The sequence below is a fragment of the Kribbella pittospori genome (assembly GCF_004331465.1).
Lineage (GTDB): Bacteria > Actinomycetota > Actinomycetes > Propionibacteriales > Kribbellaceae > Kribbella > Kribbella pittospori.
Map to the genome: position 1 here is coordinate 21,260 of NZ_SJKB01000029.1, position 12,453 is coordinate 33,712.

A 12,453-nucleotide genomic window follows, 5' to 3' on the forward strand; every position below is an offset into this window, starting at 1 on the left:
TGTCTACAGGACGCGACTGACTGTAGCCGAATCTTCAGCCACTCCGGGTTTAATACACACCGCCTTCGTTGGGAAGGTGGCATTCGTGATCGTCACGCGGTTCTCGACGACCCAGCCCAGAGTGGCTGAGGTTCCAGCCCGTCGGTGTGATGGTCGTGAACTGGAGCGAGTCAGTAAGTCGTGCGACAGTGAAGTCGTGAGCCGTCTCGTCGAAGACATCCGCCTTGCACGCAGGCGTGGCGACTTACCCAAGCGCTTTCGGCCGGATGACGTGCGTCGCACTTGCCCAGGGTGGGCCGATCGCACATATGGTGTCTTCCTGCCCAAGCACCGCCGGGGCAATCCGATGGGGTACACGGAGTACTTCGTTCGTCATCCCGATGGCTCATACAGCCTCATCGAGTAACGGCCAAGTTGGGGCGGATAACTCCAATCCTCGCCACCGCTTTACAAGTTGCCTGTTCAGTACCGCCAAGTCGGTCACTTAGCCGGTGCGGATGTCGGAAGTCCCCACTAACCTTCCTGTGCACGAAGAGGAGACATGAATGGCGAAGTACTCGGTAACGCAGTCAGCGGTCACGCAGTTGCTGGCTGACGTCAAGAGCGATCGCATCGCCATCCCCGAGCTCCAGCGCCCGTTCGTCTGGGACAGCATCAAAGTCCGCGACCTCATGGACTCGCTCTACAAGGGCTACCCCGTGGGCTACCTCATCACGTGGCAGTCGGTCGGAGCCAAGCTCAAGGGCGGCCAGGTCGCAGCCCACCAGCAGATCCTCATCGACGGGCAACAGCGGATCACCGCCCTCCGCGCCGCCGTCGCCGGACTCAAGGTGATCAACAAGAAGTACAAGGCCATTCGGATCACCATCGCGTTCAACCCAATCACCGAGGAGTTCGCGACCCTGACCCCGGTCATCGGCAAGAACCCGCAGTGGATCTCCGATATCAGCGAGTATTTTAACGCCGACTCGCCGTTGTCCTTCGCGCGTGAGTACCTCGAGCGCAACCCCGACGTCGACGCCAAGACGTTCGAGACGAACCTGGCCCGGCTCGAAGGCATCAAGAACGCCCAGATCGGCATCATCGGGCTCGCCGACGACCTCGACGTCGAAACCGTCTCCGAGATCTTTATCCGGATCAACTCCAAGGGCGTCCCCCTCAGCAGCGCCGACTTCGCCATGAGCAAGATCGCGACCTACGGCGATCGCGGCCGAAACCTGCGCAAGCTCATCGACTACTTCTGCCACCTCGCTGTCGCACCCCACGCCTACGCCGACATCAACGAAAACGACCACGAATTCGCGGGCACCTCCTACCTCAAGGCCATCAGTTGGCTGAAGGACGAGGCCGAGGACCTCTACGACCCCGAGTACAGCGACATCATTCGAGTCACCGGCCTCGTCGGCTTCAGCCGCGGCAAGGCGTCAAGCATCGTCAGCGAGCTGTCAGGGCGCGATCCGGAAACCCGGAGGGTCGACGAGGAGCGGATCCCGGTCGCGTACGACAAGCTCGAGCGTGCGCTGCTGCAGATCGTAAACAACTACCACTTCGACAACTTCTTGATGCTCATCAAGTCTGCGGGCTTCATCACGCCGGGGATGGTGAACTCGAAGAACGCCCTCAACTTCGCCTACGCCCTCTACCTCCGCCTGCGCGAGGACAAGGCCATGAGTGAAGGCGAGCGGAAGCGGATCGTGAAGCGCTGGTTCGTGATGTCGATGCTCACCGGCCGCCACTCCGGCAGCTTCGAGTCAACCTGGGAGCAAGACATCCGCCGGATCGGCGAACAAGGACCCGCGAACTACCTCAAGCAGGTTGAGGAGTCCGAACTGTCGGATGCCTTCTGGGCAGTCGCTCTCCCTGCTGCCCTCGAGACGACGAGCACGGTCAGCCCGTTCTTCCAGACGTTCCTGGCCGCACAGGTGGCGAACAACTCTCGCGGATTTCTGTCCAAGGGCATCACCGTCGCGGCCATGCAACAACAGTCGGGCGACATTCACCATATCGTGCCCAAGGACTACCTGCAGAAGAACGGCTACCCGGACCGCGGCGACTACAACCAGGTCGCGAACTTCGCGCTCACCGAGACGGCGATCAACATCAGCATCAGCAACAAGCCGCCGATGCAGTACATGGCCGAGATCGCCACCCAGACCGAGTCCCCGCAGCTAATCCTCGGAGAGATCACAGACCCTGATGACTTGACTGCGAACCTCGCCGAGAACGCCGTCCCGGCCAAGCTGGCCCAGGTCACAGCCGGGAGTTACAAAGAGTTCTTGGTCGAGCGTCGGAAGCTGATGGCGGCGACCATCCACGACTACTACCAGGCTCTGTGACGACGGCGGGCGACCCTCCGCTCTCGCGGGTGGGCCGCCGGTCCGCCTCGGCGTTGGCGATGGTCTGCTGGGCGCACTTGATCGACCAGACCTCTGGGATGCTGCGAGGAAGCACGGGGTACGCGGGCATCGAGGAAACTGGGTCCTCACCTGGAGGTTTGGCGGATCCTCCTCTCGGAATCGGACCGTCGACCTTCTCCTCTCAGCACCGGATCGGATGTTGCCCACGTTCCGATCGGAAGGTGCGGTCTGCTCATCTGGGCCCTCCACAGTCCAGCTGCACGTGGCAGCTCAACGTCTGGGCGGGCCGGGGATCGGACGAAACGGGAGCAGTGCGACACGGTGCGAAACGCCGCTCAGCAACGCGCAGCCACTTGGGTGCGTGGAGCCGCCGAGCCCTCTGAGACGGGCATGTATCGGCCACTCCGAGTATTGGCAGAGTTTGCGCAGACCCAACTTTCCAGGTCGAGGCGCCGATCTGCGTCTGACCTGCGGAAAGCGGTAGGCCCCGTGGGACTCGAACCCACAACCCGCGGATTAAAAGGGGCAATGATCGCCTAGTAACTAGCCCCTCTAGGCGGCACGCCTCTCATTTCGACGGGCTTCTGGCCCCACTACCTGCCCCTGTTCGACTCCATTTCGCACCACGTTTGATCCCACGGCATGCGAGGCGAGCGCTACCCGGTGGTCCTGATCGCCGGTCCACTCACGCCGGCGTCACATGGCCGAGGGCTCACAGCTGTGACGTTCGACTTACACCACTGCGCAGACGGTCGAGCCTTGTGTAGCGCTGGCCGAGCGTCCACGCCCAGGGTTTACCCGCTTCGGTCTTTGTATCGTTGACGATCGGGGCGTCCAAGTGCACGGTGTCGTTATCGGACGGTCCGCTGAGGAGCATGACACCGTGGGAGTCACCCTCGATCCTGGCGCCGGCGGCCAGAACCTGCTCGATCAGATCAGCGAGCCCGTCTTCGCACCTATTGCGCCGCCGATCCGCCTCTGTTCGCGTGAATGGGACTGCGGGATGGTAGGCGTGGATCTTGGCGACCTTGGACTGGATGCTCCCGTGATAGTAGAACCCGAAGTGGGAGATGCCCTCGCGGAATGTGCGATCGGGCTGGCAGATGTAGGCGCTGTAGTCGAGGTACTCCTGCCACGCGGACCTGGCCGCAACAACGACGGCATCGTCGTTAGTGAGCAGTCCGTCAGCCTCGAACAGCGCCACCAGTTCGGTCAGTAGGAACCGAGTCTGCTCGCCGATCAGTCTGTTCGGATCGGCCATGATGCCGACGATCGCATCGGCGAGGTCCTTGAATGACAGCCACACCACCTGCTGACGTACAGCGTCGTTCACGCCGTCCAGCCTGTCGAACCAGGCGGGCGGTGCCGGATCGGGTGTGAGTACGAACAGCCGTGCGTGTGGATCGTCCTCGAGCTGCCGGGCGTGGACGCGGACCTGGTGCCTGTCGTGCCCCTCAGTCGCATATCCGCCTCGGGCGGTCTTGGTCTCGAACCACCAGGTGAACCGGGCCGAGATCCGAGCATCCGGAACAGCGCCGACGTTGACGACTTGGTTCTCGAACGTCACCGTACGTAGTTCCTCGCCGGTGCCGGTCGCGGCTTCGAGCAACTCTTGGACCAGTGCAAGGTCCATCCGCTCAAACACTGCCATCAGGGAGGACGTCACACGGTTCTCGCCGCCGCGATAGGTGGAGAACAGTGGGTTCGGCATGAGTCGACCTTAGCCAGCAGGCCTGACAGGAGGACCCCTCGCCGCGGTTTGCGCTGGAGTCACTGGCTGCCCCGACCCTCCTTGGAAGCCCTCGTTGGCTAGTGTCGTGAGTCGGTAATTCGTTGGCAGTAGGCGGCGACGTCTTCCAGCGACGACTCACCCCGCCAGCGCACGACGCTGTAGTCGGACAACACCACAGGATGAACCTTCGGACTCGGCATCACCGCAGTCTGCGCAGCAATCACGAATTTCTGACTCGCACATTAGTTCACGGGCGTCGGCTAACGCAGTGGCCGGAAGGCGGAGCGCATCTCTTCCGAGAAGAGCTCCGGTTCCTCCCAGGCGGCGAAGTGACCGCCCTTGTCCACCTCGTTGAAGTAGATGACGTTGGGGTACGCCTTCTCGACCCAGCTGCGCGGGGTCCGCCAGATCTCCCCCGGGAACGTCGTGAAGCCCACCGGAACCGAAGCCGGCGTCGGAGCCTTTCCGGCCGCACGGGCGTTCTCTTCGCCTTCCTCCCAGTACGAGCGCGCCGCCGAGGCCCCGGTGCGTGTGAGCCAATACAGCGTGATGTTGTCGACAATGTTTGCCCGGGTGAGATTGCCCGAGGGTTGCCCGTCGACGAAGGCGCGGGCGATCTTCAGGTAGCTGTCCGTATCGTGATCGATCATCCAGGCCGCCAGGGCGATGGGGGAATCCAGGATGGCATAGCCGATCGTCTGCGGGCGAGTCGCCTGCTCCACGAAGTAGCCGGTGCCGGAGGCATGGAACTTCGCGAGCTGGTCGAGCGCGGCACGTTCTTCCTTGGTGGGTGGTGACTCGCTCAGGGCGTCGGCGTCGCCCAGCGCCGGCGTGAGCAAGTTGGTGTGAATGCCGATCAGCCCGTCGAGTCCCAGGCGACCCATCGCGTCGGTGACCTGGGAACCCACGTCACCGCCTTGCGCGACGTACCGGCTGTAACCGAGGCGCTGCATCAGCTTCTCCCACGCCCGTCCGATGCGGATGGGGCCCCAGCCGACCTCCGTTGGCTCGTCGGAGAAGCCGTACCCGGGGATGGACGGCAGCACGAGGTGGAACGCGTCCTCAGCGCGTCCGCCGTGCGTGGCCGGGTCGGTGAGCGGGCCGATGGTCTCGAGCAGCTCGATGATCGAGCCCGGCCAGCCGTGCGTCATGATCAACGGCAACGCGTTCTCGTGCGCCGACTTCACGTGGATGAAGTGGATGTCCAGTCCGTCGATCTCGGTCTTGAACTGCGGAAACGCGTTCAGTCGCGCCTCACACCGGCGCCAGTCGTACTCGGTCGCCCAGTAGCTGGCGAGCTCCTGTATCGCCGCCAACTGCACACCCTGCGACCGATCGGCGACAAGTTCCCTGGTCGGCCAGCGCGTCGCAGCGATGCGACGCTGCAGTTCCTCGAGCTCCGGCTGAGGAACCTCGACGCGGAACGGGCGGACCGCCGTCTCCGCGGTCGCATTCGTAATGTCGCTCATGATCGTGTCCCTCCCCGGACCCGCCTCCGCTGCCGTGTCGATCATGGAATGTCCCGACGCCGAGGCGAACATCCCTCAGTGAGCGTAGAGCCGGAGACTCGGTGAAGCGAGAGGCGGTAACAGGCTGGAGCCAATAGGCTCCGATCGTTGCGGCAGTTCGAGCAACCACGGCGACCGCCACCGAAGCGTCGCCGAGACCGCTGACCAGATCCTCGACACCCTCACCGCCTCTGCCAACGCATTACCGACTCACGACACTAGCCACGTTTGCGCGGGTCAAGCCGTCGAGCTGTTTGATGGGAGTACCTGCGGCTTAAAAGGCCGCGCGATGCCCTGGACTCTGCCCTCTTGAGGGCCCGCCAGTGTCGTCCTGAGCCTCTCTGGCCAACTTGTACAGCGCTGATTGACTCGACTTCGTGTCACGAACCGTGTCACGACGTGCCAGATAGTTCACCCGAGTCGAGCCACCTCTTGACAGGCCGTCAGCGGGCCTCGGTTCGGCAGCCACCAGAAGAAGCCAGCGCGGGCATCACTTGTCCTCGATGACCCACACTGCTCGCGGATCATTCGGAGACTTGCCGGACCAGCGAATCAGTCCTTCCTTCTCCAATGCGCGAAGTCGACTCGTCGTCGCCGGACGGCTGAGTCCCATAGCCTCTGCGATGTCTCCAGTGCCGAGCTCGCGTTCGGAGCTACGCATGAGATCGAGTATTTGCTGGGATCCGGACGGTAGGCGGGCCGCAGTGCGTTCGTCTATCCGGGGGATAGCTCGGAGGTATAGACGGACGCTACCCTGCCCCTGCTTGTAGACAGGGTCGGAGAGCCCGACCCGACGCATCTCGTCAAAGATGCGTTTAATGCCCTCGCCGAGCTCCTGCCCGATACGAAGATCGGCGCACACTCGCGCAATCCTCGGGTTACGAGCAAATCGACTGATCTCAAGCGGTCGATCGGGGTTTGCAAGGCCAGGGAAGCGCCCAGGGCTCTCGATCTCGACACGATCGGGATATATCTCGACGCGGATATGGTCGCCAGCCAGGCTGTACGAGCGATGGATGACGGCATTGACTAGGCCCTCAAGCCAGGCGTCTTTGGGTACAATCGGTCGCCCCTCGAAGATTCCCTGCTCGGTCAATGAGCGTCGCCGGGGCACCAGGGCCTCTATTACACGGCTTGCCTCTTGAATAGCCCAGGGAATCGCGCCCTCGATGCGGTGATCCTCGCCCTCCTCGAGGCCGAGGCGCGCGCCCGTCCCTCGCTCCGGGGTGAGGAACCGGATGACGCGAATGTATGCCTGAGGGAACAAGGTCTGCGGATGCTCATCGAACAGCAGGTACCCCGCGTTCGTGAGCTCGCCTTTCAGAGTTAACAGACTGCGGGCGGCGAAAAGCTTCGTGGCGCTGAGCTTGGCGCCAGTTTTGTCACGATAATTCTCGACGAGAGTCTGGTCGAGGTCTTCGATGCCTAAATCGGGGACAGGGAACCCGTCGTACTGGCTCTGGCCCTTGTCGAACTCCAACTCCTGGCGCTGGGCGAACGTCAACTTCCTAGATTCGTCACCCACGCGGAGGTAACATTCTCCGCTTTGGGTCTCATGGACTCGTTCACTCGGGTCAACACGGATCACCAGGAGCGTATCGTTCTCGCCTTTGTCGTTGACGCAACGTACTTGCTCAAATCTCGCACGTACAGGGGGGTTCGTGAAGTCCATCGGAACTTGGCGAAAGGCGTTTAGTCTGCCGGAATAGTCCCGAATCCCATCGACCTTCCCTTTGGAAGCGCCGATGACCAAGACGCCACCCTCCGCGTTCGCAAGAGCGACTAGCGGGGGCCCGAGATCCTTGGGTGCTATCTTGCTCGACTTGCGGTCGAACCATTGGTCCTCCTCGAGGGCGAGCACCTTAGGTCCGACCTCCTCGGGAGCGGAGGCTAGCGCTCTGTCGACCTCGTTGGACGTCATGAAGCTACTCTAAAGATCTTCTAGTAGGTTTCAAGTAGGTGCCCCGGGCATCCAACAGCGTTTAAACGCGCTGGTCAGAGGCACTCTCCGCGGTCGCCAGCTACTCGGAAGCATGTTGCAAGTAGGTTTCTAGTAACGGAGAGATAACGGCGATAGCTGCCGGTGGAGCGTCAGCAGGCGCATCGATCAGGGCCTAACTGTGAGGCTCACGTAGGGCTAGCCAGCGCGGCGCGAAACATCGAGCTGGTCACCCGACCCGTCGCAGAGCATCGCTCCGTCTGCTCGCCAAACCACAGCCGGAGCGATCTGGACGACTCAGCTGCTAGCGCCAGACCAGATCCCTGCCAGCTTCCGACAACCCCCGCGGCCAGCGATAGTTGCACCGAAGGCGCTCCTGCCGCTTGCGGTCCACAAGCAGGCGTGAGGGAGAGGGAGCGGGCCCCGCCGGCGATACTCCACAATTAAGGCGTGGAGCACTCTGTCAATTCTTCCGTCATCGGTCGTCTACTCGAGGAAGTCTCCTGGGACGGAGTCAACGTCAGGGCTTATCGCGACGGCGGCCGCGGTCGCGGGAACGTCCTGACGGCTGAAGTGCTTTGCCCGTTGTCGTTCCTACCTCGGGACAGATTCCTCGGAGAGATTCTCAGGCTCGCTCACGGGCCGGGAGATGTCTGCGCTCGCGTCGCCGCTGAGATGGAGGACGCAGACGTCACGCTGCTACCAGATGAGCTGGTGCTTCGGCCACACGAAATCAAGGTCCAGCTAGACGCTCAGTTCATCTCGCCCAATTGCTACGTCATGGTCGAAGCCAAGCGCATACGTCGCTCGTCGTTCCAGGCCGAACAGCTCGCACGCGAGTACCTGGCGCTCTTGACCGCGGCAGGGGAGAAGCTGCCGGTGCTGTTCTTGATCCTTCCTGGCCCGCCGCCCCTTGCGGTTAGGGGCCACGGACGGATGGGCATCCACGAGGCCGTCTCGCTGCGCTTGGACGACGTGCTCGCGAAAACCGGTGGCGAAGCTGGGTCCTTCGAGTCGCTTGCTGCCCGAATCCCCGACGTCCTCGCCTGGGTGACGTGGGACGAGATCCGGACCCTCGTCGGCGGCGGGAGAGACGCGTTTAGGGGCGCGCGTGCCGGACTGGGCCGCACGGTGGAAAGGCTGTGCGACGCAGTAACCACGGCCATCGATTGGCACTCGTAGCGCCAGCGGATCTAAAAGGGGCAATGATGCCCTCGCAACCAGCCTCTCCAGGCGTCAGAAGGTCGGGTGCCAAGGGATTCTGACCCCGCCAATTGACTCTGGCAGACGCGATTTCGCACCACGTTTCATCCCACGGCGTAGCTAACCCTCGAACTCGTCCGAGTCGATGTACAGGTCCCGATGCTGGGCGAAGTATTCACGGAACGAGGCGTCATCCCACACCGCCGACACGAGCTCTGGCTCCGGGCCCACAGTGGCTACTCCTCGCGGCTCACTGAACGTGAGGAGGCTCAACAGGTAGTCGAAGTTGTGCTGAACCAATGCGGCGTCTGACGACCACAAGCCGAACTCCACATGACGCCGAGAATTGGCCGACCAGTTGGCCGAGCCCATCCAGGTGACCTTGGGATGGAACGTCAAGATGTCACCCGCGAACATTTCGTCATCCTCGTAATACGTGGTCACTCCGAGCACGAGCATCTTGGAGTGGAGCATAGGCCGCTTCTCGCCCATCGCCTGCTGCCAGCCGACGACCCGTACTGGTCCAAGCTCGACGGGGTCGAGCTTGCCGCTGTGCGGGGTGATGGTGGGCGCGTTGCCGTTCTCGTCAGGCAATGTCAGTTCCTCGAAGCCCGGCAGGTACCAGCTCGATAAGGCTTTACCGTATCGGGCAAGCTTCCGTACTGCGGCGTAGTCGGGCTGCTGCTTGTCGACAATGACGCAGCACTGTTCAAGCTCAGTGAGCGTGTCGACCACTCGATCGTCAGTCAGCCACGGCACACAACCGATGCCAGCAGGCCGTGGCTCCAGCCTGCGCGAGTAGTCCTGGCTGCTCGTTGCGACGTGCTTCTCGATGCCGGCGACAAGGTCATCCAGCACCCCGGAGCCGTGAACGACTGTGCCGTGTGCCCAGTCGTGGGGACGGGAGACAAGCAGGTGCTCATAATCGCCGAGTGGCCGGTAGTCCATGAGCACAGCCTGCCAGGCTCCCACCCCGAGAGGAATCGGGATTACGCCGTCGGTGGTCGGGCCACAATAGGACTCGAGCTCGACGCAGGGAGCATGAGTCCGACGGCCGTTGCCGCAATGGCCTACTTCAGGCTCCGAGGGTTCGGATTACAACCCGGTCGGCTCACTCTGCCACCTGTGCTTGACTCTGTTTGGCCCACGGCCGGCCCCACGGCGGTGGCCGATTCCCGAGCCGTACTGGCCGGAGCGCCGGTGGTGCGTGGCCCCAGCCACCTAATGGCCAGTGACGAGGTCTACGCAGCAGGCAAGACGGCCGTCAGGTGTCGGCCCATGCCTAGCAGGAGCTCGTGTGCGGGGAGCCTGGGTTCTGTGCGGCGGCCGCCCCAACGGCGGCTGGAGCCATATGGGCAAGTTGGAATACGAAGATGCCCATCAGTAGTCACGAGGACCGAGGCCGGGGTGTAAACGAAGTCGCCCGGGGGTGGCGAAGACTCATGGACCAGAACGTCATCGAAGGTCCAGCCGAGGGCATGCACAGTCCTGTAGGTAGCCGGCCGCGCCGCTCGAAAGAATCCCTGTTCCCTCCCCGGATCGACCTGCTCCTGCCACTGAATGGGACTGGCGGCGACGCCATACACGGACGCGCGGGCTGGCCATTGTTGGGCCACTACTTTGAGCTCCTGAGGGAGCGGGAAGTCAGACAGCATCGCCTCAGCTGCCGCGTACTCGCTGACGCCCCATATCCGATGCTGCGCGAACCGAAATACCGGGTCGTCTGACCAACTCGTTCGGATGAATCGGCTGGTCGCAGTGTCCGCATCCTTGCGGCGGCACTCGTGACACAGGAGACCCGACCCGGACCAGTAGCCCAGGCCGTCGGCTTCCGCGAGCAGCGGGGGAACATCGGACCTGAGCCGATTCCTCCATTCCTCGGTCCATCCGGCGGGCATGTAGCCGCGCGCGACTCTGGATTCATCCGGGATGTGACCACTGCAACGAGGGACATCACAACGAAGGCAGCGCCCAGCTGCTGCGTACCCGCACGAACACGTGATCATCTGAACCGGCCCCCACCGTGTCAACGCATCTCAGCGACTCCGCCCCACCCTGAGGCCGCAGCGATTGGCTGCTGGCGTCTCATCTGAATATCGTCGGCCAGGCAAGTCCGTTACTAGCGGCGGACTAGAAGGCCGCCGGACCACGTCAATGGTGGCCGATTTGACCCTCTGGAGCAGCTCTGAGTTCGGCTCTTGTCGATTGCAGCAACTCTGATATTCGCCAATTCGTTCCACAAAGTGGTCCACAGAAGCCAAGGATCCGATGTCGAGCTGGGCTGGGGGTGACAGGTGCTTACCCGACCCGGCCGGCGTGGATCACGACCACGGTGACGATGGCGTCGTACAGGACGCGGTAGCCCTGGGCGAGGATTGTAGGCGAGGAGGTCGACCGCAGTGAGGAGCTGTTCCAATCCTGCTGGGTCGTCTTTGAGGAAACCCGCCGCTTGATCGAGCGCGCGTTCGCTCCAGATGACTTCGTATGTCACGCCTCAGTCAGGCCCAGCCGTTCGCGAACGTCCCGGTTCGGGACGGTCCGGAGCGTCCCGGCCAGCTGCTCGGCGCGGTATTGGGCGACGGCGAGGTCGTCTTCGAGGTCGCAGCCAGGCACAGTGTGCTTCGCGCCCGCGCTGGTGCGTGGTGCGGTTCGAGTGCACCGGCCCCGGACAACGGCGACCTTGAGATCGATGGTCAGGCCTGCGCGAGGCCTTCCGGTGCCGGTCGCCACATCCGAAGAAGGACACCAACGGTTTGGACGTTCGGGGGCTACCTGACGGCCGGCGTCAGAAGGACCTCTGGCCGTTCGAGTTGGTCGGCTCGTCGGTCCTGTGATCGTGCAGTGCCCGGTACAACACGCTGGCTGGTTGCAGCCTGCCACCGCGTCGCCTCGGTCCTGTCGCCGCGCTGATCCGCGTGCACGCAACCTCACGGTACTGTCTGCACCGTGAATGAAGGTCTTGCCCATGAACGCCTTGCTGGCGTGCTTGAGGTGATTGACCGCTGGGGCGAGCTGTACGACAGGCGGTGGGGCAAGCGAAGGCTGCCCGAGCAGCCCGCGCTCGCTGAACAGGTGGACGAAGGCCTAGACATCGTTCGTGCGAGGGTGAAGCTTGCCCACGATGTCATTGCCGCGATGGGCGAGACCAAGCTAGCGGAGAGAGTCACCGAGCACGAGGAAGGGCTGTACGGAGGTCACCCCTTCACACAGGCACGCGTTGCGATTGTCGAGGCGATCGCCATCCTGGCCCAGCGGGAGGAACTGGCCGACATTATCGGACCGGTCGGCCCACGACTCTCGGCTTCTGAGCTGCATCCGATAATCTGGGGTGCTGCCGCCCGGCTGTGGGACGATCGGCACTTCCGTGCGGCAGTACAAACTGCCGCGGCTGCGCTCGAAGGACTGTTGCAGGGCGTGGCTGGCCCGGGCGTGTCGGGCGAGAATCTCGCTCTCCTGTTCTCCGCGAAGGATCCGACACCAGGATCACCCCGACTCCGTCTTCGCGGGGTCGATCCGGCTTCGAAGACTTGGACATCAGGTCATGAAGGTGCTGCCGCGTTGGTTCGCGGCGCGTTCATGGGTGTTCGCAACCTCGTCTCTCATCCCGGGTGGCCCGACCCGAGTCCTAGCGAGGCTCTCGAGATGCTCGCCGTGCTGAGCTACGTTGCGCGCCTGGTTGTTCTTTCCGACGCCTTGAGTCAATGAGTGGCTCTG

The 12,453-nt window shown here is 63.0% G+C and carries 8 protein-coding genes; 3 read left to right on the forward strand and 5 right to left on the reverse strand.

Translation table 11 applies throughout. From position 1 onward, the window contains the following. Nucleotides 1–545 precede the first annotated feature (545 nt). Entirely contained in the window at nucleotides 546–2,336 is a 1,791-nt protein-coding gene (locus E0H73_RS42985) for a GmrSD restriction endonuclease domain-containing protein (protein WP_131366645.1), read from the forward strand. Between the two features lie 733 nt (nucleotides 2,337–3,069). Here E0H73_RS42985 and E0H73_RS42990 read toward each other — a convergent pair. The 3 genes from E0H73_RS42990 to E0H73_RS43000 all read right to left on the reverse strand — a co-directional run bounded on the left by E0H73_RS42990 (nucleotide 3,070) and on the right by E0H73_RS43000 (nucleotide 7,518). Further along, entirely contained in the window at nucleotides 3,070–4,068 is a 999-nt protein-coding gene (locus tag E0H73_RS42990; protein ID WP_131366647.1) for a hypothetical protein, read from the reverse strand. A 281-nt stretch (nucleotides 4,069–4,349) separates the two neighbouring features. Then, entirely contained in the window at nucleotides 4,350–5,558 is a 1,209-nt protein-coding gene (locus tag E0H73_RS42995; RefSeq protein WP_131366649.1) for an epoxide hydrolase family protein, read from the reverse strand. A gap of 529 nt (nucleotides 5,559–6,087) precedes the next feature. Continuing rightward, nucleotides 6,088–7,518: an ATP-binding protein gene (locus E0H73_RS43000; protein WP_131366651.1), complete on the reverse strand. Its 1,431-nt coding sequence runs from the start codon at nucleotides 7,516–7,518 to the stop codon at nucleotides 6,088–6,090. Between the two features lie 468 nt (nucleotides 7,519–7,986). Between E0H73_RS43000 and E0H73_RS43005 the strand changes: the two genes are divergently transcribed. Next, nucleotides 7,987–8,718: a hypothetical protein gene (locus E0H73_RS43005; RefSeq protein WP_131366653.1), complete on the forward strand. Its 732-nt coding sequence runs from the start codon at nucleotides 7,987–7,989 to the stop codon at nucleotides 8,716–8,718. A gap of 141 nt (nucleotides 8,719–8,859) precedes the next feature. Here the strand turns inward: E0H73_RS43005 and E0H73_RS43010 are convergent, their stop codons facing one another. Together E0H73_RS43010 and E0H73_RS48180 are read right to left on the reverse strand one after the other, a co-directional pair. Next, the gene (locus tag E0H73_RS43010; protein ID WP_131366655.1) at nucleotides 8,860–9,687 is read right to left on the reverse strand and encodes a hypothetical protein; all 828 of its coding nucleotides are present in this window, start codon (nucleotides 9,685–9,687) and stop codon (nucleotides 8,860–8,862) included. Between the two features lie 1,539 nt (nucleotides 9,688–11,226). Further along, nucleotides 11,227–11,352 (reverse strand): hypothetical protein, encoded by a 126-nt coding sequence (locus E0H73_RS48180; RefSeq protein ID WP_272949201.1) that lies wholly within the window; start codon nucleotides 11,350–11,352, stop codon nucleotides 11,227–11,229. A gap of 333 nt (nucleotides 11,353–11,685) precedes the next feature. On the opposite strand from E0H73_RS48180, the gene E0H73_RS43020 reads away from it, so the two are divergent. Beyond that, nucleotides 11,686–12,444, forward strand: coding sequence for a TIGR02391 family protein (locus E0H73_RS43020; RefSeq protein WP_131366657.1), 759 nt, complete (start codon nucleotides 11,686–11,688; stop codon nucleotides 12,442–12,444). The last annotated feature ends 9 nt before the right edge of the window (nucleotides 12,445–12,453 follow it).